This is a genomic window from Caldifarcimen microaerophilum, assembly GCF_055387105.1.
Window position 1 is genome coordinate 1,223,498 of the sequence record NZ_AP038914.1, and the last position, 24,025, is coordinate 1,247,522.

The following is a 24,025-nucleotide window of genomic DNA, read 5'->3' on the forward strand; positions in this document are numbered from 1 at the left end:
CATCCGAACCAGGACCAGCCACCCCCGCCGTTCGGTCATGTCTGGAAGGTAAAGAAAAACTTCCGAAAATTCAAGCCCCCGCGCTCTGACCGCGGAACGAACACCGAGATGGCATTCGTTCCGGTGCCGGACGGAATGTGATTCCATGTGCTGTCTGTCCAGGCGATGAACCCGCTCGTGCCGTTCGTATCTGCAATCTTCTGACCCCACGCTATCGTGTCCCCATCCCACGTCCTCAACCAGAATTTCGCTGAATATCGTGTCTCATACGACGAGCGATCGATCCACGAAAACGCCAGTCCCGAATCGGTGATGGTGAGAGAGGGATTGCCGGGTTTTCGGAGCTTGTATCCGATGTCGTAATTGCTTGTGTCCTTTGCCATCAGTCCAAGTTGACTTGTAATCACACGGACCAAAACCCTTATGTGCTTACTCGGGATAAAATTTATCTCCCACGGAAGTGAGTCTATAATTTCGGTCGCTTCCTGAGGATAGTGATATCCAATTCTATATGGAAACGTAGAACCTCCATCAGTGGAAAGTCGTGCTTCAACTACGTAAATCCCATTAACCGCCATGGCATGATATCTAATTTGGTAAATTTGCCCTTCTTTAACGCTAATCCCTGGATCCGATGGCCATAAAAGGTGAATTTCGGGAAGAGGAGGATGAACAACAACAATGGGGATCGTCATAGTTATTTTTTCCCCAAAATTGTTCGCAGGAAACGCTTGGACTGTGATGGAACATGAGTTGCATGGGTCTGAAAAGGTGTACGAGGCATTGTACTCTAAATATCCTGTTGGTGAACTTGTGTCCAAAATAGAAATGTTTCCGGAAGGGGTATTTACTAAAACGTTTACGGCGATTGCTTTCCCTGAATCGTGCTCAACAATCCCTCTTATCGTTTGAGGGAAACCTGTATAAAGTGTATCATTCTCCTGTGGAAATATAGGCTGGATTCGGATAGGAGAATGGAAGTAAATTTCTAACATAATAACATTCCGCGTTAATTTCGCGTAAGCAGGTATTGACAGGTCGTCCCATCCGTATTCGTTCATCCGTACCGCGAGATTAACACCTTCTCCGGAATAGTTTTGCCTTATTATGCGAATTCTTTCTGCTACTTCTGGCATTGATACCCTGATAGTCCATGTGGTATCAAACACGTAAAAACTATACCAACCGCTGGCGTTGGAATTAAGTACTCCGAGTTCTTCATAGATCGTATCTGCATACCCTGTAAGTCGCACGGTATCTACCATCCCGACCAATATTTCTTCCGGGAAAAATCCTTGTTTATCTCCGATGGGAAAAACCAACGAGGCGCTATCAATCACAATCCCTCGTGGAAGAAGGGTGGTGTCTGTAAATACATAGCCTTCCCATCGAATTCCAAGGCGATAGTTCTTTGCGGATCGTAGGGAATCAATGTGGAGGACCTCGTAACCTACAGTGTCGAGGCTTCCGCCAGGAATGAATCCATATGACGTATACATGTTCAAGGTGTCTCCACTATCATTGACAATGAGATTGTAAGTTTTCCACACGTTAACCATCAGGCCGTCAATCGTGCCTGAAGAATCAACCATAAGTACGAGTTTATACCGCCCTGGACCAAGAGTATCGACCCTTGCAAGTGTTTGTGCGTTTAGGTGAAAGGCAACTATAATACTTCCTGCGATGCCCCACAGCAACCGATTGTTCCTACCTACCATGATCACACCTCCTTTCAGAAGAATCAGAAAATAACCATTTTTTCTTTAAAACCCTCAAACCAAATGTAAATTATACCAGGACGCGGTACGGACATAGTTACGCGCCCCCGTACTCTCGCTGTTCCAACCTTTCTTCCGGAGTTATCCCATAAGACTAATGTCCGAATTTGGTCATCCGGAAACTCTATGATCAATGAACGTCTCCCTGGAATGATTCGGTAAGTTCTGTGTGCCCATTCTTCTGGAGGAACAAAAGAAGCTTGTAACACAAACCGCCCCATCCGGTTGGAAAGAACGACGAAGTTCCGATAAAACAGCGGATAAAAGGGCGAATACGATACCACGCCTCCCCATTGATCCCAGTCTCCCGGTGTACGCTCACGTGAACATAATAGACTTCCATCCCAGCGAAGTGCATAGACATGTTCGCCCGCAACCCACAGGACGTCTCCCGCCATTCCAGCCGCAGTTCCCCCCTTCCCAAGGTCCAGCAACGTATCCTGATGAAATCCCCATTCATCCAGGCGAAAAATGGTGGTTTGCACCCGTGATCCATAGTCCACAATTTCGCTCTTCACGATCCACCGCCCTCTGTTCATATCCCGACTTACGAACACCCCACGAAAGGGAAACTCCCGAAGGGTCTTCCCCGAGCGGAGATCCAGGGCACGGAGACGAGGGTCTTTGAGCCATACAACAGTATCTCCTTCGTGGTAAGCACCAAAAAAGTAAATCCCGGGCACAGCCCACCGAACCCGCCCTGAGGGGAACTCCCGGGCGACAATCCAGGATGTATCCCAGCTGCCCCGGGTATGGATCATCAGCGTATCACCGATCATGAGGGGCCCACCCCCGGGAATTTCGGTTTCGAGGGGGTCGACCTCCCATGTGGAAAGCCGGATGCGATACAGTCCCTGCCCCCATATCAGAAGGTCTTCCCCAACCGTGATCATGCCCCCGACGTAATGCAGTCGGAAACCACGGATTTCTTTCATTTCCGGGAGCTCAAAGATCCGAAGGGTGGTGTCCTCGTCTGGCGTGATTCCGATCGTACCTCCCACAGCAAGAAGGGAATCCCCTATCAGAGCCGCCGACGTAACCCATGACGCCATCTCGATCGAGGTGTCCAGCACTTCTCCCGTCTCCACGTCGATCACTTCCAGGACACGGTCACCCCCGGGCATGTAGAGACGGCCGTTATCCGCGGCAGAGACGTTCATGGTCACAAAGGTATGACTTGCTCTCCAAGGTCGAAACCACTGCACGTTCACATCGGGATACACGCCCCACGGATAGGTGTAACTCTGTCCCGGATCATAGCCCGCAAAAGGCCAGCGGAAGGTGTCCCCCACCACCTGCAAGCCCACCCCCTCCTTCAACCACCCCACCTCCACCTTCCCATCCACCCCTCGAACCCACAGCCCCACCTCTCCCGCCCCGCGCTTCCACCCATCCCGCATCACCCACATCACCGTGTCCTGAAGTCTCGCCGGAGGAAGGGGGAAACGCTTCACCCGCACCGTGTGGGCACGGGAACACACCGAAGAGGTTTTCCCCGAAAGGGTGCACACCTTCCGGGCCAGGGGATCACCGGAGGATGTTCCCTGAGAGGGGAGGAACAGGAGTCCCACTTCCTGAATGCCTGCGGGCTCGAAGGCGTCGAAGACAAGCATCACCCCCTTCTTCCCGGCCACGCCCTGAACCTGGAGGGTCGAGAAAAGGAAGAGAGGCACAAATCCCGTCATCATGTGAAATCCTACATCGACCTCTTCGAAATTTCAAGTTGTGCCCCCCAGTGGAATGCATCGAGTCAACCGGCAACCGGAGGACTCCTTCAAAATTGGAACCCTACGGAATCCACAACGAACAGGTTCTCCACATACGGTGGGGAAGCCACCAGCCAGATGAGACCCCATCCTATTGCACCCATCATTGAACCTCCTCCTGTTGGGCGATGTAGTTTCTCCAGTTCATTAGGAAATAAATACCCATGGAACTCTGTGCCATCGACTCTGCGTCTCCTCCTAAAAACATACAGAGCACGATGCCTTGTCCCAGCTGCGGTATTTCTGCCCATCGCACATAGCTTTCATAATGGGGTTCAGAATCCCATGGCGGGAAGGGCAAATCCAGGGTATAGAGCACCCTTCCCACCCGGTCCCACACCACAAGTCCTCCCGGCGCAACGCCTGCGGGTCCATAATACTTCTGCATCACCACGAAACGGCCTTCCCACGGATCAAGATCCGGAAGCACGTTCATATCCACCGGATCCCCCTGCACAATCCACGCCGAATCCCCTTCCAGAATATATCCCGTGTAAATCGACCATCCCCCGTAGCGCGGTCCACCTGTGAACGTCAAAACAGAATCCACGTGGCCTGTTTCCCGGTCGTACCGCCACAACGTACCCCGACAGCGTGGAGACGGCCCCGAGGTAGCCACAAAAATATACCGGCCGGATACTGAAAACCTCGGATCAATGTAGGAGGCACACCCCCAGTGGAGGGTGTCCAGACCTCCGGTTCTGAAGTCATAGAGCATGAGTTTGTGGAAGGGATACAGGGTTGTATCGTTGGGTGGGACGGCGTAGGGGACACCGGTTGTGAAGACCACGAGGCTTTCGGTGTCCGCAAACCAGAGGTCATAGAAATTCACGCAGTTGTCGGGAAAGGAGTCGATCAACGTGGTGAAATCCAGAATTTCACGGGCGGGCCCATCGGGAAGCTCTTTGACCCACAGGCGATCTCCACAGAGCAGATCCCCTGCCGCCCGGCCCTTCACGTAGAAAAGACGGTCTCTCTGGAGTTTTGGGACGATGGGTTCGTAGGGATAGGGGTAAGGAAATGTATCGACCGGAACAAGGCGAACCAGATCCGGATTGGGAGACGGTTTGTTCTTTTTGGGCCAGAAGGGAAGATACTGACACGAACCGAAGATCAGCGAAAGTGCGAGCACCGGGACGAAGCGTTTCATCACTTTCCTTCCTTCTCCCGCATGCCGATAGAAAGAACCGTCAGAACCAGGACCAGCCAACCCCACCGTTCCGTCATGTTGGAATACTGAAGAAGGATCCGCGAAAATTCAAGGCGAGTCCGCCTGCCCCATGCCCCACTTTTCCAATGAACCCCGGTTTTCCGATGCAGAATAAGGCGAAAGAGGAGAAGATTCCCGGGATCGGGACATTTTTTCAAAGGCCCGCGGTACGAAACGAGTGGCCCGAAGGCTTTTCCTTGTGTGGATGATGTACAGAAATACATGATGACATATATGGGTCCCGACGTCATTCCCTCTCCTCTCCGCAGGACCCGTGCATATCGTTCTTTTCCCGGGCTTTATACTATGTATGCTTCCGCGCGCCCTCGTAGCTCAGCAGGACAGAGCGGCGGCTTCCTAAGCCGCAGGTCGGAGGTTCGAGTCCTCCCGGGGGCGCATCTCCCCGGTTTTGTTCGGCCGACGCTTCGTCGTTCCCCTTGCCCTCACCAATTCCACCGGAATTCCACCACCCCACGAAAACCCCGAAAAACCTGAAAAATCCATCCATGTATCCAATCTGGTGGAATCTTGTTTTCCACCGGTTTTCCAGCTCCGCATCTCCCCACGGATCGTCCCATCTCTTCACATGCTTCCAACGAGGGTACGCCGCATCATGGAAAGGTGGTGGAATTTGATTTCCACCGGATCCCCTGTGCGCGAGGTTGTGCAACGTGTGGAGAGATTTTCTGGATTTCTGAGAGATTCCACAGGCATCCTGCATTGTTTACCACCGAACTTTTGCTGGATATCCTTTTTTCACCAGATTTCCACCGAATTGCCGCCTTTCAGGTGGATTTTTTCCCCACCGGAATTCCACCACCCAAACGTGTGTTTATCCGGCCTACGCATTTCTCGAACACGCATAACGAAGGAGGGTCCACACGCATTCCACCGCGAGGTGGTGGAATCCCAGTTTCCACCGCTTTTCCTTCAAAACCTTGACGGTTTTTCCGGAAAGGCTGTATCTTTTGCCCATGCGGAAGGGTCGGTGGACGGGTCCCGTCCTCTGGGCGCTGTGGAGTGTGGCCTGCGCCTATCCTTATCTGCGCACGCCTCCGTCGCCCCATCCCGGCCAGGGGGAGGTCGGTCTGGAAGGCGGGGCCACCCCGGTGCGGGAGATTGTATACAGTTACCCCTCCTGTTATGGCATGCCGGAAGATCAGCGCACCTGGCGGGAAACCTATCAGTGGGCAACCGGGAGGGTCTGGCTCCGGAAGTGGATGCATGATCCTCCCCGTCTGGGACTCCTGCTGGGCCTGGGACATCTCGCCCTGTGGAGAAATATCGGTTCTCCTTATGATCTCACCTTCTGGGAGCACGGGTGGTTTGTGGAGGGAGAAGTCCTGGTGCTCATCCCGCGGAGAAAGACCCTGTCGTTTTATGGAGGAGCCTCGGTGGATGTGTTTCTGCACCGAACGCGTCCTCCGGAGGGGACGCCCACACCAGGACTGGATATGTTTGCAACTTCAGCAATTCCAGGATTTTTCCTGGTTCCCCGGCTGGAATTGACGTCAAATTTTTCTGTGGCGGCTTCGTTTTTCAGTCCAGGACTGGCGTTTGTCTGGCACAGGGGACCGTTTCAGGTGTCCGGATACGCGTCCACCAACGTGTACGAATCCACCGGGTGGACAATTGTCCAGATTGCCTTTTTGCCTTTGTTCCTTTTCTTGCCAACCGTGAACGAGTTTGACCGCATGATCGGACCGTGGATGGGACTGTCCCTCTCCTATCACTGGGGGACCGGGACGTCCAGTCCATAGGTGTTCTGGGATAAGATTATCTTGTTTTTTTCTTCTCTTCTTCTCCCGGTGGAATTGGTGGAAAGGCATGGAAAAGGGGCCTGTGGAGAGGAAATCCCGGGTGTGGAAAGGGCGGTGGAAAAGTGATGGAATCCAGCGCACGGGGCCCGGTATAAAGAATCCACGGGTTCAGATGGTGGAAATCCGGAGCCTTTCTGGTGGAGTTGGGGAAGGGCGCGGTGGGAACATGCTGGAGAGGCGGTGGAAATGTCCGGTGGGGTTGTGTATGCTATGAGCCATGCAGGACGTTGACATCAGCGTGCTCATCACCTCCATGGAAGGCCGTTCCCGGTGGCTTGCGGAAGCCCTGGACAGCGTGGCCCGGCAAACCCGCCTGCCGGATGAAGTGGTGCTGGTCCTGGAAGGGAACGATCCCGGATGGCCGGCCGTCCTCAAAACCTACGACCCTCTCAACCTTCGGGTGGTCCAGGTCCTATCGGTTTCGGGACGGCCCGGCCCCGGAAAAAACCGGGCCCTTCGGGAAGCCCGGGGGAGGTTTCTCGTGCTTCTGGATGACGACGATCGGGCCTTTCCGGACCGGATTGAAGGGCAGGTGGCCTATCTGGAAGAGCATCCCGATGTGGACTTTGTGGCCGCTCCGATGGTGTATGAGGGAAGGGGAAAGGACGGAACCGTCTGGCCGGACCCCGGGGAGGCAGGCCCTCTCACGCTGGAAAGGCTTCTTGCGGGGAATCGAATCCTCTATTCCTCGGTCACCCTGCGAAGGTCCGCCCTTGCCGGTTTTCCGGGATTCCCCGAAGACCGGGTGGTGGGGGAGGACTACTGGGCCTGGCTGACACTTGTGGCCTCCGGGAAAAAGGGGGTGCTCCTTTCCAAACCGTCAGGAATCCGGCGTGTGCACGACCGCAACATGTCCACACCGGGAGGGATGGACCTGGAGTGGGCATCCATCCGGATTGCGGAGGCGTTTCAACACCGCCTGAAAGACCCTTCACGAGGAAAAGATATCATCGAAGCTCGCTGGAGGCGTCTTGCGAAGAGGTTGCGTGCGGAAGAACGGGATCGGGAAGCTTCAGAAGCGTTTCTGAAGACCTATCACCACAGCCGGCGCCCCGGTGATCTGGGGCGGGCCTGCTGGATGAGGGTGCGGTCATGGATCCGGAAATCTCAGTGGTGATCACCACCATCCCCGGGAGGACGGCGTTCCTGGAAGAAGCCCTGGAAAGCCTTGAACGCCAGAGTTTTCCTCCCGATGAAGTGGTGCTGGTGATGGAAGGGGAGGACCCGGCGTGGGATCGCCTGGAAAGATGGAAGTCTCGTCTTCCTCTCCGGACCGTGCATCGTCCGGAAGTCGCAGGCAGAGCCGGTCCGGCCAAAACTCTGGGCCTGCGTACGGCCCGGGGGAAATTCGTGGCCCTTCTGGACGATGACGATCTTGCCCTTCCCCACCGGCTGGAGGTGGAGCGGAAATTTCTGGTGGATCACCCGGAATACGGATGGGTGTGCGCCCGTGTGGAGATGTTTCAGGACCCCAGGACCCTGGGCAACTGGCCAGAAGACCCTGCCGGTCCGGTGGATCTTCCCCGGCTCTTTCGGGGAAACGTGGTGGCCTATTCCACGGTGATGCTCACCCGGGAAGCGGTGGAAGCCCTGGGGGGGTTCCGGGAAGACCTGCCTCTGGCACCGGATTATGAGGCCTGGATGCGCCTTGCAGCCCAGGGGATCCGGGGGTTTTTGCTGGATGAGGTGGTGGGGCGATATCGGCGCCACGGGGCCAACCTGTCCGCCCGGGAACGGGTGCGGGCGGAGGTGGTGGTGGACCTTCTTCGTCGCCATCGGGACGGCGTGGACTCAAATCTTTCCCGGGAGGCCCTCCGGCGCGCTCTGCGGGATCTGGCCCGGGCGCTGGAACAGGAGGGGAAGGGCCGGGATGCCGCCCGGATCTGGTGGGAGGCCTGGAGGGAGGGGCGGAAGCCCCGGGATCTTGCAAGGAGTGTGATCCGGTGGATCTTCGGGTGATCATGGTGGCTCCCGGATTTCCCCCGGAACGCCTGGGGGGAGCGGAGGTGCACGCCGAGCGCCTGGCCCGGACCCTGGAAGAGATGGGGATCCCGGTGGAGCGGCGCAGGCCAGGGGATCCCCTTCCGAAGCCCGGGAGAGGAACAGTGCTTCATCTCCATGCCGCATCCACCCTCCTCCTGCCGGTGCTGTCTCGCCTGTCCGGGGAGTGGGTTCCGGTGATCACCCTTCACGACGTGACCTTCGCCTGTCCCCAGCTTTTTTATGCCCGGGCCACCGGAGAGCCCTGCACTGCCCGGGATGCACGGGTGTGCCCGGTGTGCATGCACCGGAGTGCGCTTTCGGCAAAGATTTTCTATCCCTTCCGTCGGCTGGGCATCGCTCCCTTTCCGGGTGGGGCCATGAACCGGTTGAGGGCGTGGCTGGCTTACCGGGACACCCTCCGGCGCCTCCACACCGGAGGAGCGCGGTTCATCTTTCCGAGCCGGTTTGTTCAGAGAACGTTTCAGGAATTGCTCGGGGAGCCGCCCCAAGGGGTGTATCTTCCCAACCCGCCGGGGGTGGATCCGCTGACGCCCGGGGAGCCGTCAACCCCACCCCGGGTGTTCGGATGGCTGGGGGCGCTGAGCCCGGGAAAGGGGGTGGACCTTTTGCTCGCCGGGTGGAAACGGTGCGGGCAGGAACGCGATCCGCAGGGAAGGCTGGTTCTCTGGGGCAAACCGGCACCGGGGCAGGAAGGCTGGTGGGAGAGGGTGTTTCGGACGTATCGAAAGGTTCCCGGACTGGAATGGCGCGGGGGGTTTTCTCCCGAGGAGGAGGGGACTCTTCTGGACGGGATGGACGTTCTTCTGTTTCCCTCCCGTGTGGCCGAAAATGCACCGCTGGTCGTGGTGGATGCCCTGGCCCGGGGCAAACGGGTGCTGGCTGCGAATCGCGGGGGAATGCCGGAGATTCTTCCGGAGGAGGCCCTCTTCCCTCCCACGGTGGAGGGGGTGTGTGAGGCCCTCCGTCGGGCCGATCGTCTCCGGCCTCCGGGACTGCCGGAACACATCCCCACCCGCGAGACCTACGCCCGTCGTCTGGTCAGGCTGTATGAGGAGGTGGCCCGTGGCGCGTGAGCGGATCCGGGTGGCCATGGTGCCCGATTATCGGGGGGGCAATCCCTACCAGCGTCTGCTCGCCCAGGCGCTACAAATGGAAGGTGTGGAGGTCACCTTTCCCCCCGTGGGACGCCCCCGGGATCTCCTCCAGGTGGAAGGGGACATCCTCCACATCCACTGGCTTCCCTTCTGGTTTCCCCACGAAACCTGGAAAGTTCCCCGCAGGATTCGGGCGTTCTTCCGGGTCCTGGACGGACTGCGGGCGCGGGGGGGTCGGGTGGTCTACACGGTTCACAACGAAAGGGATCACGAAAGCGTTGTGCGTCCCTTCTGGGTCCGGTGGATGGAAGGGAAGGCAAGAAAGGCCCTCCATGCCCGGGTGGACGGTTTTGTGTTCCACTGCGGGGACGTTCTGTGGAAGATTCGGGAGGCTGTAAGCCGCCCTTCGGTGGTATATCCCCATCCGGATCTCTCACCCGCCTATCCGGAGAAGCTGGGCAAAGTCGAGGCCCGAAAGAGGCTGGGGTATGCCAAAGGCGAACGGATCCTCCTCGCCCTCGGGCAGATCCGGCCCTACAAAAACCTGGTCCGATGGGTTCGGGCGCTGGAAAGCGCCCCGTCCCTCCGGCTGGTGATCGCCGGCGAGTGCCGGCTTCCGGAAGGGTGTGACCCCCTCCGTCGTCCAGGGGTGGACCTGGTGGACCGGAGGCTTTCCGAGGAGGAGGTGACGACTTATCTGAGCGCGGCGGACGGCGTTCTCATTCCCCAGTTCCGGATGCTCACCTCCGGTGTGGTCTCCCTTGCCCTTGGCTTCGGAAAACCCCTGGTGGTTCCCCGGGTGGGGTGCAATCCGGAGACGGTGCCTCTCGATGCGGGAATATGGGTGGATCCGGGAGATCCCCGGGGGCCCGAGCGGGCGCTTGCGGCCTTTTCCCGCCTGGATGATTCGGCGCTGGAAAGGATGGGAGAACGGGGCAGGGGGTGGATCCGGCGCTGGACGTTCCGGCGGTTTGCGGAATTTCATCGCCGGCTCTATGAGGAGGTGCTGGGATGGTAAGGGTGGTGATGGACGTGACCCCTCTTGCCCAGCATCGGGGCATGGGACGGTATGTCCGGGAACTCCTGCGGGAATTCCTGAAGATGGAAGTTCCGGTTCGGGGGAGCATCCGGATGGGCCGCCCCCTCCGGGGAGATATGATCCGGTACTGGAAGACCGCCCGGAGGTATGGGGTTCCGGTGATTCCGGGATTCGGGTTGGGCTGGCCGGGAGCGGATCGGGTGGGGGACGTGTTTCACGCCGTGGAACCCTCCTCCTGGAGGAGAACCCGACTTCCCGGCGTGGTCACCTTCCACGATTTTGCCCAGTTTCGTTCGGCTTCTCCCCGGTTTGCGCGCATCCGCCGGCTCCTCGAAACCCATCCCCCGGTGCGGGCGGTGGCGGTCTCGCACTTCACGGCCCGGGAAGCCAGGACATGGTTTCCTCAACTGGGGGATCGTGTCCGGGTGGTGTATCACGGAGTGCGGCCGGAGGTGTATCATCCCCGCACTCCGGAAGAGGTGGAAACCCTTCTTCAACGATGGGGTCTCTCCTGGAAGGGATATTTTCTTTTCGTGGGCGAGGCGGACCACCGGAAAAACCTTGGAGTGTTGCGGGCGGTGGCGGAGGATCCTTCCCTTATGCCCCTTGTGGTGGTGGGAACCCGGCCGGAGCGCGTCGCATCCTTCCTGAATCCCGGGGCCCCCAACCTCCGGATTCTGCCACCCCAGCCGGAGGAGGTGCTGGCGGGGCTCTATGCCGGTGCGCTGGCCCTTCTGTTTCCCTCCCGGGAGGAAGGGTTTGGCTTTCCGGTGCTGGAAGCCATGGCATGTGGAACGCTGGTGGTCACCACACCCTGTACGGCCCTTCCGGAAGTGGGGGGAGAGGTCGCGCTGTATCTGTCGCCGGATGATCCAGACGCCTGGAGAGCGATGGCCCACGAACTCGCAAAGGATAGAGGAGAATCCCACGTGGAGCGGATTCAGAAAGGGCTGAAAAGGGTGAAGGAATTCACGTGGGAAAAAACGGCAAGGGCAACGCTTGAGGTGTATCGGGAGGCGCTGGAGGCGAGCCGGTGAGGGTGGGGATTCTCCGTCCAGACCGCCTGGGGGATACGGTGGTCACCCTGCCGGTGGCCGGGCTTGTGAAACGGGAGGTTCCGGGGGCCCGGGTGGTGTGGATCGCCCGGGAGCCCTGGAGGGAACTCCTCTCTGGGCATCCCTGGGTGGACGAAGTGGCGGTTGCTCCGGCGGAGCAGCCCTCGCCGAAAGAAGCCCGGTTGTTCCTTCGGGGACTTTCGCTGGACGTGCTGATCCTGGCCTTCAGCAAGCCCGGCTGGGCGTGGGCGTCCTGGCGGGCGGGAATTCCGGTCCGGGTGGGGCCGGATCGCCTGTATGGTCGGGTTCTCTTCACCCACCGGGCGCGGTGGACGTTTGAGACCCATATGGTGGAGCGGGGGCACCGGCTGGTGGCCGCCTGGCTGGGAAGGTCTCCCGAACCCCTGCTTCCCGTGCTGCCTGTGGACCCTCGAACTCGGGACGCCATTCGGTCCCTGCTCCCTCCTCCCCCCCGGGTGGTGGTCCATCCCGAGACGGGCGGGACAGCCCGCACCTGGCCCATGGACCGGTTTCGGGCTCTTGCTGAAAAACTGGAACGCACCGGTATACATGTAGTTTGGACAGGAAAAGATGCCGGAGCGGATCCGGGCGTGGGGACAGATCTCCGGGGAAGACTCTCCCTGAAAGAGCTTGTGGCCACCCTTTCCCTGGCCGATGGGGTGGTGGTTCCGGCCACAGGCGTGTTCCATCTTGCCTGGGCCCTGGGCCGTCCGGTGGTGGCCCTGATGGACGCCCGACACCGCCGCCACGTGGACCGGTGGGGAAGCCTCCATCCGGCCACCGTCCATCTGGACCTCACCGACACCGCGCCTTCGGTGGAAACGGTGTTTGAGCGGGTGAGGGTCCTCCTGGGAAGAAGGTCAGCGTGACGAAAGGCGGTCAGGCCGGAGGGCTGGAGGCGGCGGGATGTCCGAAGGGTGGCGAAGAAAGCGAAAACACCCCTGATAGGCCACCCCCGGGATTTTCAGGCGGGGGCGAAGCCGCATGGCCGAGAAGATCGGCCGATTTCCGGCCAGAGCTTCTTCCAGAGCCTCATAGAAGGCCTCAAATTCGGTCCGGACCGGTTCCAGGGGAAGGTCAAACACCCGGTCCGTCCGGGATAGGTAGTCCCGGATCCGGGAAGAAAGGCGCCAGCACCCGTCCCGATGCCCTTTCTGGGCGTGGATGAGCAGGGCACAGAGCTGGATGAGCCCTTTCAGGGCGTCTTTTTCCGGAGAAGGGGGGAGGGCTTTCCACACCTCCTCCCACACCTCATGGGCGTGCCAGAAAAACCCGCGCCAGTAGAGAGCAAGGCCCCGGTGAAAGGCGACCTGGAGGGATCCGTTCACGAAGGAAACACCCGTTTCCACAGGTTTTCCAGCAAACCCCCAACCCCCCGGGCGCCGTTGGACGAACCGTAGCGGTAATAACCGTAATACCGGTCATACCCGTAGGCTTCGGAGGGATCAGCTCCGTTCACCACCACCCCCCGGAGTTTCTCTTTCGGAATGCTTGAAATCACGTGGGCGAGGAGCCGGAGGGGTGTGACCCCCACCCGGACCACCAGGATGATGCCGTCCACCAGGGGAGCAAGGAGCCCCGCATCACTGGTCAGCCCCATGGGCGGGCTGTCGATCAGGACCACGTCGTGATCGTTCTGGAGGGACCGGAGAAGTTCCTGCAATCGTCCGGAGCGAAGAAGGGGTGTGGGCGACGGGGAGAGGTTCCCGGAAGGCACCAGCGTGATTCCGTCGTGGGGGAAGAGGATGTCGTCCAGCGAGACGGTTCCCTGGAGATATTCGGTGAGTCCCGGGGACTGGGGGATGTCAAAATAGAGGTGGACGTGGGGTTTCCGGAGGTCGGCCTCCACCACCGCCACCCGGTGGCCCATCTCCCGGAAGGCCAGGGCGGTGTTGGCCAGGGCCAGGCTTTTCCCCTCGTGGGCGGTGGCACTCGTCCAGAGAAGGGCGTGGCCGGACTGGAAAGAGGGGAGGAGGGCGGTGTAGAGCTTGAAAAAGGCCTCCTGAAACACGTTGTCTTCGGGCAGCGCGGAGATCAACCGCTGGTGGGGAGGAAGTTTCTCCAGGCGGGGGCGGTTCGGGATCACGGTGAGAATGGGGGCATCCGTGAGGGAAGCCACGTCCTCCAGGTGGTGGAGGGTGGGGCGGCTCCATTCCTGAAGGAGGGCAAAACCCAGCCCGGCGAACAGGGCCAGGATCAGGGTCAATCCCCCTTCCAGCGCCCGTTTAGGACGGATGGGCGAAGAGGGAACCCGGGCGGACTCCAGGATCTGGAGGGGAGAGGTCCGGGATTCCAGGGCAATCCGGAGTTCTTCCCGTTTTTCTGTGAGCATCCGGTAGATTTTTTCCGCGATTTCCCGGTCCCGGAGAAGCTGGATGTATTGCTGCTCCATTTCCGGAAGGGCGGCGATCCGGGAACGCAGCGTCTCCCGACGGGCTTCCCACCACGCGATCTGCGCGGAAAGCACCCGGGACTCCACGTCCAGCCAGAACAGGGCTGTCCGGAGGGTGTCCGCCAGGGAGAGGGCGTCCGGGCGGTGAAGGGTGGAGGCAAGTTTCTCCTGGAGGGCCGTCCTGAGGCGCTCGATCTCGGCCTGGAGGTCTTTCATCCGGGGCTGGTCCGGTGTGAACCCCTGGGCCAGGAGATTTTCATAGGTGACCGTGGCCTCCACCAGCCGGTCCTGGAGTTCCCGCAGTTCGGAAGAAGCGGCGAGGCCCGCGGAATCCGCACGCACGGAAAGGAAAGACGCCCGGCGGTTCTCCACCTCATCCAGACGGGCCTGGAGGTCCTGGATCCGGCTCTCCACCTCGGTGAGCCGGGAAAGAAGGGCCTCGGACAGGGTGGAAAGGGTGATGCCGCCGTGCTGGCGGCGGAACCCCAGAAGCCGCGCTTCGGCCTGATTCAGTTCGTTTTGATAACGGGCCAGCTGCTCCTCCACATACTTCAGGCTCTGGGCCACATCCCTGCGCCGGATCCGGAGGTCTTCTTCCACAAAGGTCTGCATGATGGTGTTCACCACGGCGGCTGCCACCACCGGATCCGGATGGACGAACCGGAGGGTATAGACCGAGCCCTCCCGGGAACTGGTGATGCCCAGGTTCTTCCGGATGGTCCGGGCGATCGCCTCCGGGGTCAGGGTGTCGCCGCGAGCCATCCGCGTTTTGATGGAGTCAGGGAGGGCTTCAGCCACCCGGAGGAGGAAATCCAGGCTGGACAGGCGCTCCTGCCGGTTGGCGAACTCTGCCCCCACCAGCGCGGAAGACCCCATGACGTTCTCGGGAAGGCCGATGGAGGGGAGGGAGGAGATGGAGAACAGCACCTTGCCTTCGGCCTGATACAGCGGGGTGGTGAGAAACAGGCGGAGAAAGCCGGCGGCGGCGAGGAGAACGAAAATCAAGACCACGGTGCGCCACCGGTGGCGCACCACGAGCACCAGATCGTGAAGGCTCCATTCCTGCATGGGGTGACCTTATCATACAGTGTAGGGCCCATATTGTCCACTTCTGGGCGGGTACCCTGCGAACGGATCCGGTTCAGCCTGCACGATTTGTCAAGGCCTGGGGCCCATGGGGGGCCAGCACCCATTCGCAACCTGGAACGAGCAATCCCTCACATACCTGTCGTGGGGAGATTCCCCGCTGAAGTTCGGATGTTTCCCCCTCCCCCAGCCCCTCCCACCAGGGGAGAAAATATACCGAAACCACAAATGGATGCTCCCTCCCTACCCCCTTGAGGGGGGAGGGTCGGGGTGGGGGTGTCCGAATTTATGTCCGGAGCTCAGATTTCCCAGCCCTTGACAAGATATACCATAGGGGGTATACTATCCTCGCGAGATCGAACCAGGAGGAAAGCCATGAAATCGTCCGGTGTGGCAGCGTATTACCTCACGGAGGAGGAGAAAAAGCGCCTCCTGGCCCGGGTCCGTCGCCTCAAGGGGCAGGTGGCGGCTATCGAGAAGCGGATTGAGGAGGGCGTGTGCGCCGACGAGCTCATTCAGCTCGCCCTGGCCGTCCGGGGGGCCGCCGGGCAGCTGGCTGCCGAAATGGCCGCCCTCCACCTGGCCGACTGCGTGAATTCCTGCATGGTGGAGAAAACCCCGGATCCCGAGAAACGGATCGCCCGCCTGGTGGAGGTGATCCGCCTTCTCGCCCGGAACACATGAGGAGGCAGGCCATGAAGACCCAACGCCTTCGCGTTCGGATTGAAGGCATGACCTGCACCCACTGCGAAGAAACGGTCCGAAGGGCCGCAGAAGAAACGGGAGCGAAGGTGTTTCACATATCCTGGAAGGAGGGACTTCTGGAGGCCGAGGGTGATCCAGACTCCATTCGGCAGGCCATTGAACGCCAGGGCTACCGGGTGGTGGCCGTGGAGGAAACACCCCCTGAGGGAGAAAAAACACTGGACGCGCCCCTCTACGTGATCGGGTCGGGCTCAGCCGCCTTTGCGGCGGCGATTGAGGCCCGGAAACACGGGGCCCGGGTGGTGATGGTCACCGGCGACCAGTTCGGGGGGACCTGTGTGAACGTGGGATGCGTGCCCAGCAAGTTCCTGCTCTTTGAAGCCCATACCGCCTACACCCTTCGCCATCCCGCCGCCCCCTTCAAGCCCTGTCCGGCCCCGGTGGATATGGGGGCCATCCAGGACCTCCGGGAAAGGTTGATCGAAACCCTCCGGCGGGAAAAATACGAGGACGTGGCCGAGGCCTGGGGCATCGAGCGCATCCCGGGAAAGGCCCGGTTCACTTCTCCCACCACCTTCGAGGTCAATGGGAGAACCTATGCCTTTGAGCGGGTGGTTCTGGCCACGGGTGCAGAGCCCTGGATCCCGCCCATTGAGGGGCTCGAAGAAGTGGGATACTGGACCAGCACCGAGGCCCTGGCAAGCCGGCGTCTTCCGGAACGCCTTGCGGTCATCGGGGCCAATGCGGTGGGCTTGGAACTGGCACAGGCCTATGCCCGGCTCGGTTCCAGGGTGGTTCTCATGGAGGCCCAGCCCCGCATCGCCCCCTTTGAAGAACCCGAAATCTCTGCGGCGCTCAAAGAGGCGCTGGAAGCCGAAGGAGTCCGGATCCTGGAAGACGTCCGGATCCGGTGTGTGGAAAAAACGCCAAACGGAAAACGGATTCTGTGCCAGGACAGTCTGGAACCGGTGGAGGTGGATGAAATCCTGGTGGCCACCGGCCGGAGGCCCCGCACCCGGGACCTGAATCTGGAAGCGGCCGGTGTGGAAACCGATCCGCGGGGAGCGGTTCGGGTGGATCCGTATCTTGCCACCACCCATCCCCGGATCTACGCCGCCGGCGACGTAACCCCCCATCCCCAGTTCGTGTATCTCGCCTCCCGCATGGGCCAGATTGCAGCCCGGAACGCCCTGGGCATCGCCCGCGAAACCTTTGATGCCTCCCTGGCCCCCCGGGTGATCTTCACGGACCCGGAGGTGGCCGCCGTGGGGCTTTCTGAGGCTCAGGCACGGGAGAAAGGGATCCCGGTGAACACGGTGAGGATGGATCTGGATGTGGTGGCCCGGCCCCGGGTGGAGGGCCGGTGGGGGCTTGTGAAACTTGTGGTGGAAGAAGGAACGGGCAGGCTGCTGGGGGTCCATCTCCTCATGCCCCGGGCGGGGGAGGTGATCTATGCCGCGCAGCTCGCCCTGAAAGCGGGCATGACGGTGGAGGATCTGGTGGACAGCTTCGCTCCCTATCTCACCTATGCCGAAAGCCTCCGCCTGGCCGCCCAGACGGTGGAGGTGGACGTCCACAAACTGAGCTGCTGCGCCTGAAGGAGGTCCGGAATGAAGCGGTGGAACCGAACATGGATCGCCGTGGGCGGGGCCATTCTCGCCGGGATCGGAGCGTCGGCCTGCTGTGTGCTTCCAGTGGTCCTGGTGAGTCTGGGGATCACCGGAGCCTGGCTTTCCCATCTTCGGGTTCTGGAGCCCTTTCGTCCCTTTCTTCTCGCGGGCGCCTGGCTTCTCTGGGCCATGGCCCTGGAACGGGAACGGCGCAAATCCCCGGTGTGCGAGGTCGACGGGGCGTGTCGTCCCCGGTCTTTCAAAATGTTCTGGATCTCCGGAATTCTGCTGGGGATCCTCACCCTGAGTCCGTATGTTCTGAACCTGGTGGCCTGAACAGGAGATGGATCATGCTGGCGTTTGTCTGGCTGGTGGTGGGGTTGTCGGCCGCGGCGCCAGACACCCTGGATCTGGTGGTGGACCACGTGACCTGCGCCTCGTGCGCGGTTTCCATCCGCTCCGTGCTGAAAAAAGCCAGCGTGGACATTCTGGACCAGAACCTTGTCGCACCCTACGCCCGGGTCCGGATCGCCCTCCGCGAAGCGCCCAGCCTGAAAAAAGCCTTCAAAACGCTGGAATCCATTGGATACCCCACGTATGTGGTCCTCCGGGATGTGAAAGAACTTCCCGAGACGACGATCCAGACGGTCGTGGTGGATCGGGAGACCCTCCGGGTGATCCCGGCCGAAACATGGCTTTCTCTTCATGGGACAAAAGCAGCACAGGAGGAAAGCCATGAAGATTGAACTCTTTCGTGCGAACTGCAAACTGTGTGACCGAACGGAAGTGATGATCCGTTCCATCCTGCCCCCCGGTGTGGAGATGGAGGTCCACCGGGCCGAGGAATGCCGGGATGGATCCTGCTGTCGCCGGGCCGAAGCCTATGGTGTTCGGGCGGTGCCCACCCTCGTGGTGGACGGAACCGTCCTTCAGGTCGGGATGCCGGATGAGGAGCGTCTTCGGGAGATTGAAGAGGTCTTGCAATCTTTTGCGTAGTGTGGACAGTTGGGGGTAGAACGCATGGGATGGTTCCTGATGGCGACATGCCCGGCCTGTCTGGGGCTGGTGGGGAACCCGGTGGGAGGAGTGGCAACCACCACCTTCCTCCGTTCGTGGGACGGTTTTGTGGTGGTGGATTATACCCGACAGGAACGCGATCCTTTCTGGAGAAATCTGGCCCTTGCTTCTCTCACCGTATATCGGAATTTGGGCGGATTTTCCATCGGATTTCAGGTCCCCTATGTTCGGGCCCGGGGATGGATGGAGGACCGGGCTCTCCATCGTGTGGACGCGTGGTTCGGCCTCCGTATCCTCTTGCGAAAGTTTTTTCTTATGGCCCCCCTTTCCCCTCGTCGTCCTCTGGTTTCGGCGACGCTTGGAATCCAGGTGCCCGCTGGCCGGGTGATTCATGAAGATCATCCTCAAATTGCACCCCCGTGGGGCGTGATGGTCGCAGCCGGAGCTTCCTGGTTTCCCGTGCGCCGGATGCTTTCGGTCGTGGAAATTCAGGGAAGCCAGTATATCCCTGGAGAAACCTATGCATTCGGACGGAGGTTCCGGGCGGAGGTCCGGGAAGGATGGTGGATTTCCGGGAGGCATCAGCAGGCCTGGTTGATCTCGGTGTATGCAGGTGTGGGCTGGGCGGAAGGGGATGTTGGGCTGGAAGAAGAGACCCCGGCCCGCACCCGGTATATATGGCTGGAAGGAGGCCCGGGGGTGAGCTTTTATGGTCGTGCCATCCGTCTGGCTCTGGATCTGCAAACGTTTCCCTGGTTTCAGGCTGGAGGTCTTCCTTTTCGATGGGGGCTGCGTGCGGGTCTGGCCGCAGGTGGCGGAGCGTAAAAGGGGGCCAACGGGGGATTTTCCCGGTCTTTCGGGATTCTCGTCCCGGTGCTCTGATCCCCCGCACCACGTTGTGGCGGGCCCCCTCAACAAACACCCCTCACGATTCCGAAAAAGAATTGTGTGGGAATCCAAAAAATGGAACGTTTTCCTGAACTCTGACGGGGTAGATACCGGGGTCCCCATGGGATTAATCCAAAATCTCATGATAAAGGCCCTCGCCCAAATGCATTCCAAATAGACGGTTTTCCCTGAACTTGCGGGGAACCGCATGGGGTGTCTTATCCCTCCCCTGGCGGGAGGGGCTGGGGGAGGGGGCATGGAGGCCTTCGATGGCAAGATCCTGAAAGGCCTGAAACCATGGATCGTGAACGTGATGTACGAACTTGTGGGTGAACCTCAGGGATAGGAACCTGGTTCTTTCGCCCACCAGGCTGTATCTTTTCCCTCCACCCATGATCCGCCTTCCGCCTGCCCTGCGTCATCGAAAATTTGCCCTGTTTTTCACCGGGATGCTCGTTTCGGTGGCGGGCTCCCGGATGCAGTTCTGGGGTCTGTTGTGGCACGTGCGCACCCTGTCCGATGCCCCCATTGCCCTGGGGCTTGTGGGCCTGTTCCGGGTGATCCCCATCCTGGTGTTTTCCCTTCCCGGTGGGGTGGTGGCCGACACCCTGAACCGGCGAAAGGTCCTCCTGGTCACGGAAACCCTCCTGGGGCTTGTCGCCGCCGCCCTGGGCCTTGCCACCCTCAGAGGGCAGGACAGCCTGCGTCTCCTGTATGGCCTGACCGCCCTGCAGGCCACGCTGTTTTCCTTTGAGCTGCCCGCTCGTCAGGCGGTGATCCCCAACCTGGTTCCTCCACGGGACCTTGCCAGCGCGTTCAGTCTGCAGTCCATGGCGTTTCAGCTGGGGAGCATTCTGGGTCCCATGGTCAGCGGGCTGGTGATCGCCCATGCTGGACAGGCGTGGGTCTATCTCGCCAACGCCCTTTCCTATGGCGTGCTGGTGCTATCCCTGATCCTGGTGGGCCCCATCGTCCAGGAAACCCGTGTAACCGGCGGGCCCCCTGTGGATCTCGCGGCCATCCGGGAAGGCCTGTCCTTCATTCTCCACCAGCCTCTCATTCTGTCCTCCATGGTGCTGGATTTCTTTGCCACCTTTTTCGCTTCAGCCAGCGCCCTCCTTCCCATTTTTGCCCGGGATATCCTGAAGGTGGGGGCCGTGGGCTACGGGTGGCTTTCGGCCGCTTCCTCTGCCGGTGCCCTGGGAGCGGCCCTGGTGCTGTCTCAGATCCCGGATTTCCGCAGGCAGGGTCTGTGGCTCGTGGGTTCGGTGATCCTGTTTGGCATGGCCACGGTGGTCTTCGGAATCTCCCGGAGTTTCTGGCTTTCCTTCGGGGCCCTTGCAGTGGCCGGAGCGGCCGATACGGTGAGCACCGTGATCCGGGCCACCCTGCGTCAGCTCCTCACCCCGGACCGATTGCGGGGCCGGATGACCAGCATCAACCAGATTTTTTTCCTGGGAGGTCCCATGCTGGGAGAGATGGAAGCCGGGGCTGCGGCCCAGTTTCTGGGAGCTCCCCTCGCCGTGGTCACCGGCGGGGTGGGTTGTGTGCTCGCCACCTTCTGGGTGGTTCGCCGGTGGCCGGAACTGCTCCGGTATGACCGGGCGAACGCCTGATCAGCGGGCGAAAAGCCCCTGCATGCGCTGGAAATACACCTTGAGGGTGGCCGCCACCGGAACGGCGAGCAGAAGACCGAGAAGGCCGAAGAACTTGGCCCCCACCAGCACCGAAAGGAGGACCAGAAGGGGGTGGAGCTGGACGCTTCCTCCGATGATCCGGGGAGAGATGGCGGCTTCCAGGATCTGATTGGTGGCAAACACCCCCAGAACCTTGAAGAGCCCCATCAGGGGATCGGGTTCGAGGAGGCCGAAGAACAGGGCGGGAACAAAGGCGATCCAGAAGCCGATGTTGGGGATCAGGTTGGTGATGGCCACAATGGCCCCGATCAGAATCCCTGACGAAAACCCCAGAATTTCCAGCGTCGTCCCCACATAGATCCCCAGAATGGCGGCCACCAGGAGCTGGCCCCGGAAATAGCGGCGCAGGATCAGACCCAGTTCTTCCAGAAAGGGTTTGGCTTCCGGAAAATGCTGGCGGAGGATACTCTGAAGAGACACACCCACCCGGGGGGCGTCCACCGCGACGTAATAGGCCACAATGAAGGAAATGAACAGATAGAACAGGCGGCTTGCCACCGTTCCGAGCCCCGACCCCAGGGTTTTCAGGTTATGGAGAAGGTTCTGTCCGATCTGCTGGACAAAGCTCAGGATGTTTTCGGAAAACCGGGTGAGATCCACTTCCAGTCCGGAGGGGAGGAACCGGGTGAGCCATCCCTGCCAGGACAGGCCCCCGGCCGAGATCCGGGCCAGGAGCCGGTTGGTCTCCTCCACGATCTGGACCACCACGCCGCCCCCCAGGGCCAGAATCCCCGCAAGGAGCAGGAGCAGGATGGCCACCGCACTCACGGCTTTGGGAATCCTCCAGCCCTCCAACCGCTGAACCAGCGGGGCCACCAGGAATCCCAAGAGTCCCCCCACCACGAAGGGAAGGAGGACGGACTGAAGAAGAGAGAGCAGGGCAAAGAGGAACAGGAAACTCGCCACCCGGATGCCCCAGGCACTCCGGGGGCGTTCCTCCAGAAGAAGGGCCGCCACGAGAAGGGCAAGAAGACCCGCCATCACCTTCCCAAAGAGGAGAAAGGCTCCCAGGACCACGAGGAGAAGGCCAAGAATCTGTCGAAGGTCGTTCATGCTATTCCGCGGGGACCGCCAGAATGCCCATTCCCCAGGGGCCGATGTGGGCGGTGATGGCGGAGGTGGCCTGACCGGTGGCCTGACGGCGAACCTTCCGGTGGGAGGCGACGGCCTCCATCACCTCGTCCACGAAGACACCCAGTTCTCCCGTGTGGACCACGGCGACATCGTAGAGGACATCCGGACGCATCCGGGCCAGGGCCTCTCGAATCAGGCGTTTCCGCGCGCTCTGGAAGGGAAGAACGCGGGCCACAGGCCGAAGGGTTTCGTCTTTCCCGGAAAATTCGAGCACGGCCTTCATCCGCAACACCCGGGCAACCCGGGAAGCGCCGCCGGAGAGTCGTCCGCTCCGGATCAGATAGGTGAGATCGTGAACGGAAAGCACGATCACACTCCGTCGGGCCCGATCCTCCAGAAGGGAGAGCACCTCGTCCAGATCCCGGCCCTCCGCGAGAAGGTCATAGGCCTGCCAGAGGAGAAAACCACCGGCGAAACTGATGAGGTGGGTGTCCACCACCCGAACCCGGTCTTCAAGTCCCTGACTTCGCACCACCTGCTCGGCAGCCCGGACTGTTCCCGAGAGTTTCCCGGAGAGGTGGAAGCTCAGGGCCGTTTTTGCACGCTCCAGGGCCTTGGCATAGGCCTGTTCAAGGGCATGGGGAGTGGGCTGGGAGGTTTTGAGGGTTTTCCCCTCCCGCTGGGCCCGGAGCACGTCTTCGGGATGGATGGTCACCCCGTCTTCATACACCCGGTCTTCCAGGATCACCTGGACGGGGATCCGGATCACGCCGAGCTTGAAGGCCACATCCGCCGGAAGATCCAGGGTGGTGTCCATGAGAAAGGCCGGAAGGTCCTGCTTTCGCTGGGCTTCCATGTCGTCGGCTTTCGTTTCCACCAGAACGCCAAAACGCTCCATGCGGGCGAACACCTCATCGGGTTCGCTGGTGTGGATGTGGACGTGGATCCACCGGGGGGTGGCCACCACCAGGAGGGAATCTCCGAGATCTTCCAGCGTCCGGGCAATCTCCTCCCGGGAAGGGGGTGCTCCCTGCGGGCGAACCAGGGCTTCGGTGCAGAAGCGATAGGTGAGGGATTCCCCTTCTTTGCCGCCCCGCGCAAGACCCTCCCGGCGAATCCGGGCAAGGAGGTGTTCCAGGGCCACCCGCTGTCCCCAGAGGGCTTCCTTCATCCCTTCCACGAACAGGGTGAAGGCCTGGGCCCCGGCATCCACCACGCCGTGCTCCTGGAGGACCGGAAGGAGGTCCGGGGTTCGGGAAAGGGTACGTCGAGCCCGATCCACCAGGCGTTCAAAGAAGTTCCGGACATCCCGGATCTGGATTTTTTGCGCCTCTTCCGCCAATTCCCGTGCCACGGTCAGGATGGTTCCTTCCACGGGAGTGCTCACCACCCGATAGAGTTCCCGGGCGGCCTGATCCATCGCACGGGCGAAAGCCGGGACATCCAGGGTCGGGCTTTTCGGCAGAGCCTGGGCCAGGGAGGCAAAATACTGGGCAAACAGCACCCCCGAATTCCCCCGGGCTTCCCGGACCAGGGATTCGGCCCATGCCTCCATGAGCTCCCGGACGTCCCGGAAGGGATGGAGACGTTCCCGCTCCCTCAACCGGAGAATGGCCCCTCCAAGGGTCTGGGCAAGGTTGGTGCCCGTGTCCCCATCCGCCACGGGGAAGACGTTGATCCGGTTGAGTTCTTCCGCCCGGGCGAGAACCCGACCCACGCCCCCTTCCAGGGCCTCCCGCACCGTCTTCACCGAAAGTCCCGACACCGCT

The 24,025-nt window shown here is 60.6% G+C and carries 21 protein-coding genes and 1 tRNA gene; 15 read left to right on the forward strand and 7 right to left on the reverse strand.

Annotated features, from left to right (window positions below):
• Window positions 1-35 precede the first annotated feature (35 nt).
• The 3 genes from AC6HU3_RS05670 to AC6HU3_RS05680 all read right to left on the reverse strand — a co-directional run bounded on the left by AC6HU3_RS05670 (window position 36) and on the right by AC6HU3_RS05680 (window position 4,694).
• Entirely contained in the window at window positions 36-1,718 is a 1,683-nt protein-coding gene (locus AC6HU3_RS05670; RefSeq protein WP_497472813.1) for a hypothetical protein, read from the reverse strand.
• 23 nt (window positions 1,719-1,741) lie between these two features.
• Entirely contained in the window at window positions 1,742-3,463 is a 1,722-nt protein-coding gene (locus tag AC6HU3_RS05675; RefSeq protein ID WP_497472814.1) for a WD40 repeat domain-containing protein, read from the reverse strand.
• A 184-nt stretch (window positions 3,464-3,647) separates the two neighbouring features.
• Window positions 3,648-4,694: a hypothetical protein gene (locus AC6HU3_RS05680; protein ID WP_497472815.1), complete on the reverse strand. Its 1,047-nt coding sequence runs from the start codon at window positions 4,692-4,694 to the stop codon at window positions 3,648-3,650.
• A gap of 382 nt (window positions 4,695-5,076) precedes the next feature.
• Between AC6HU3_RS05680 and AC6HU3_RS05685 the strand changes: the two genes are divergently transcribed.
• The 8 genes from AC6HU3_RS05685 to AC6HU3_RS05720 all read left to right on the forward strand — a co-directional run bounded on the left by AC6HU3_RS05685 (window position 5,077) and on the right by AC6HU3_RS05720 (window position 12,656).
• Window positions 5,077-5,150, forward strand: a tRNA-Arg gene (locus AC6HU3_RS05685).
• Between the two features lie 578 nt (window positions 5,151-5,728).
• Window positions 5,729-6,514 carry a hypothetical protein gene (locus AC6HU3_RS05690; RefSeq protein WP_497472816.1) on the forward strand — a complete coding sequence of 262 codons (786 nt, stop codon included), beginning with the start codon at window positions 5,729-5,731 and terminating at the stop codon, window positions 6,512-6,514.
• A 277-nt stretch (window positions 6,515-6,791) separates the two neighbouring features.
• Window positions 6,792-7,691 carry a glycosyltransferase family A protein gene (locus AC6HU3_RS05695; protein WP_497472817.1) on the forward strand — a complete coding sequence of 300 codons (900 nt, stop codon included), beginning with the start codon at window positions 6,792-6,794 and terminating at the stop codon, window positions 7,689-7,691.
• The gene (locus tag AC6HU3_RS05700) at window positions 7,667-8,533 is read left to right on the forward strand and encodes a glycosyltransferase (protein ID WP_497472818.1); all 867 of its coding nucleotides are present in this window, start codon (window positions 7,667-7,669) and stop codon (window positions 8,531-8,533) included. Before AC6HU3_RS05695 ends, AC6HU3_RS05700 begins: the two co-directional genes overlap by 25 nt.
• Entirely contained in the window at window positions 8,518-9,651 is a 1,134-nt protein-coding gene (locus tag AC6HU3_RS05705) for a glycosyltransferase (protein ID WP_497472819.1), read from the forward strand. The genes AC6HU3_RS05700 and AC6HU3_RS05705 overlap by 16 nt, the downstream gene beginning before the upstream one ends.
• Window positions 9,641-10,690, forward strand: coding sequence for a glycosyltransferase family 4 protein (locus AC6HU3_RS05710; protein ID WP_497472820.1), 1,050 nt, complete (start codon window positions 9,641-9,643; stop codon window positions 10,688-10,690). The genes AC6HU3_RS05705 and AC6HU3_RS05710 overlap by 11 nt, the downstream gene beginning before the upstream one ends.
• Window positions 10,684-11,748, forward strand: a complete 1,065-nt coding sequence (locus tag AC6HU3_RS05715) for a glycosyltransferase family 4 protein (protein WP_497472821.1) — start codon at window positions 10,684-10,686, stop codon at window positions 11,746-11,748. Before AC6HU3_RS05710 ends, AC6HU3_RS05715 begins: the two co-directional genes overlap by 7 nt.
• Window positions 11,745-12,656, forward strand: coding sequence for a glycosyltransferase family 9 protein (locus AC6HU3_RS05720; RefSeq protein WP_497472822.1), 912 nt, complete (start codon window positions 11,745-11,747; stop codon window positions 12,654-12,656). The genes AC6HU3_RS05715 and AC6HU3_RS05720 overlap by 4 nt, the downstream gene beginning before the upstream one ends.
• Here AC6HU3_RS05720 and AC6HU3_RS05725 read toward each other — a convergent pair.
• Window positions 12,648-13,115: a DUF309 domain-containing protein gene (locus tag AC6HU3_RS05725; protein ID WP_497472823.1), complete on the reverse strand. Its 468-nt coding sequence runs from the start codon at window positions 13,113-13,115 to the stop codon at window positions 12,648-12,650. The two genes, AC6HU3_RS05720 and AC6HU3_RS05725, sit on opposite strands and share 9 nt — an antisense overlap.
• The gene (locus AC6HU3_RS05730; protein WP_497472824.1) at window positions 13,112-15,247 is read right to left on the reverse strand and encodes a GumC family protein; all 2,136 of its coding nucleotides are present in this window, start codon (window positions 15,245-15,247) and stop codon (window positions 13,112-13,114) included. The genes AC6HU3_RS05725 and AC6HU3_RS05730 overlap by 4 nt, the downstream gene beginning before the upstream one ends.
• 393 nt (window positions 15,248-15,640) lie before the next feature.
• Between AC6HU3_RS05730 and AC6HU3_RS05735 the strand changes: the two genes are divergently transcribed.
• The 7 genes from AC6HU3_RS05735 (at window position 15,641) to AC6HU3_RS05765 (ending at window position 21,101) form a co-directional block, all read left to right on the forward strand.
• A complete protein-coding gene (locus AC6HU3_RS05735) occupies window positions 15,641-15,949 on the forward strand; it encodes a metal-sensitive transcriptional regulator (RefSeq protein WP_497472825.1) in 309 nt (102 codons plus the stop codon).
• Window positions 15,950-15,960: 11 nt separating this feature from the next.
• The gene (gene merA, locus AC6HU3_RS05740; RefSeq protein ID WP_497472826.1) at window positions 15,961-17,568 is read left to right on the forward strand and encodes a mercury(II) reductase; all 1,608 of its coding nucleotides are present in this window, start codon (window positions 15,961-15,963) and stop codon (window positions 17,566-17,568) included.
• 12 nt (window positions 17,569-17,580) lie between these two features.
• Window positions 17,581-17,916 carry a mercuric transporter MerT family protein gene (locus tag AC6HU3_RS05745; protein WP_497472827.1) on the forward strand — a complete coding sequence of 112 codons (336 nt, stop codon included), beginning with the start codon at window positions 17,581-17,583 and terminating at the stop codon, window positions 17,914-17,916.
• 14 nt (window positions 17,917-17,930) lie between these two features.
• Window positions 17,931-18,326, forward strand: a complete 396-nt coding sequence (locus tag AC6HU3_RS05750; RefSeq protein WP_497472828.1) for a hypothetical protein — start codon at window positions 17,931-17,933, stop codon at window positions 18,324-18,326.
• Window positions 18,316-18,576 (forward strand): thioredoxin family protein, encoded by a 261-nt coding sequence (locus AC6HU3_RS05755; protein ID WP_497472829.1) that lies wholly within the window; start codon window positions 18,316-18,318, stop codon window positions 18,574-18,576. Before AC6HU3_RS05750 ends, AC6HU3_RS05755 begins: the two co-directional genes overlap by 11 nt.
• Before the next feature lie 24 nt (window positions 18,577-18,600).
• Window positions 18,601-19,422, forward strand: a complete 822-nt coding sequence (locus AC6HU3_RS05760) for a hypothetical protein (protein ID WP_497472830.1) — start codon at window positions 18,601-18,603, stop codon at window positions 19,420-19,422.
• A 455-nt stretch (window positions 19,423-19,877) separates the two neighbouring features.
• Window positions 19,878-21,101 (forward strand): MFS transporter, encoded by a 1,224-nt coding sequence (locus AC6HU3_RS05765; protein WP_497472831.1) that lies wholly within the window; start codon window positions 19,878-19,880, stop codon window positions 21,099-21,101.
• Here the strand turns inward: AC6HU3_RS05765 and AC6HU3_RS05770 are convergent, their stop codons facing one another.
• Together AC6HU3_RS05770 and AC6HU3_RS05775 are read right to left on the reverse strand one after the other, a co-directional pair.
• Complete coding sequence (locus AC6HU3_RS05770) at window positions 21,102-22,235, reverse strand: AI-2E family transporter (RefSeq protein WP_497472832.1); 1,134 nt, start codon at window positions 22,233-22,235, stop codon at window positions 21,102-21,104.
• Window position 22,236: 1 nt separating this feature from the next.
• Entirely contained in the window at window positions 22,237-24,021 is a 1,785-nt protein-coding gene (locus AC6HU3_RS05775; protein WP_497472833.1) for a DegV family protein, read from the reverse strand.
• Between the last annotated feature and the right edge of the window lie 4 nt (window positions 24,022-24,025).

Bases quoted from the DNA above. Each gene is read 5' to 3' on its own strand.
- AC6HU3_RS05755 (WP_497472829.1), top strand. From the start codon at position 18,316: ATGAAGATTGAACTCTTTCGTGCGAACTGCAAACTGTGTGACCGAACG.
- AC6HU3_RS05730 (WP_497472824.1), bottom strand. From the start codon at position 15,247: ATGCAGGAATGGAGCCTTCACGATCTGGTGCTCGTGGTGCGCCACCGG.
- AC6HU3_RS05745 (WP_497472827.1), top strand. From the start codon at position 17,581: ATGAAGCGGTGGAACCGAACATGGATCGCCGTGGGCGGGGCCATTCTC.
- AC6HU3_RS05770 (WP_497472832.1), bottom strand. From the start codon at position 22,235: ATGAACGACCTTCGACAGATTCTTGGCCTTCTCCTCGTGGTCCTGGGA.
- AC6HU3_RS05750 (WP_497472828.1), top strand. From the start codon at position 17,931: ATGCTGGCGTTTGTCTGGCTGGTGGTGGGGTTGTCGGCCGCGGCGCCA.
- AC6HU3_RS05690 (WP_497472816.1), top strand. From the start codon at position 5,729: ATGCGGAAGGGTCGGTGGACGGGTCCCGTCCTCTGGGCGCTGTGGAGT.
- AC6HU3_RS05680 (WP_497472815.1), bottom strand. From the start codon at position 4,694: ATGAAACGCTTCGTCCCGGTGCTCGCACTTTCGCTGATCTTCGGTTCG.
- AC6HU3_RS05695 (WP_497472817.1), top strand. From the start codon at position 6,792: ATGCAGGACGTTGACATCAGCGTGCTCATCACCTCCATGGAAGGCCGT.
- AC6HU3_RS05760 (WP_497472830.1), top strand. From the start codon at position 18,601: ATGGGATGGTTCCTGATGGCGACATGCCCGGCCTGTCTGGGGCTGGTG.
- merA (WP_497472826.1), top strand. From the start codon at position 15,961: ATGAAGACCCAACGCCTTCGCGTTCGGATTGAAGGCATGACCTGCACC.
- AC6HU3_RS05670 (WP_497472813.1), bottom strand. From the start codon at position 1,718: ATGGTAGGTAGGAACAATCGGTTGCTGTGGGGCATCGCAGGAAGTATT.
- AC6HU3_RS05735 (WP_497472825.1), top strand. From the start codon at position 15,641: ATGAAATCGTCCGGTGTGGCAGCGTATTACCTCACGGAGGAGGAGAAA.
- AC6HU3_RS05675 (WP_497472814.1), bottom strand. From the start codon at position 3,463: ATGACGGGATTTGTGCCTCTCTTCCTTTTCTCGACCCTCCAGGTTCAG.
- AC6HU3_RS05700 (WP_497472818.1), top strand. From the start codon at position 7,667: ATGGATCCGGAAATCTCAGTGGTGATCACCACCATCCCCGGGAGGACG.
- AC6HU3_RS05765 (WP_497472831.1), top strand. From the start codon at position 19,878: ATGATCCGCCTTCCGCCTGCCCTGCGTCATCGAAAATTTGCCCTGTTT.
- AC6HU3_RS05715 (WP_497472821.1), top strand. From the start codon at position 10,684: ATGGTAAGGGTGGTGATGGACGTGACCCCTCTTGCCCAGCATCGGGGC.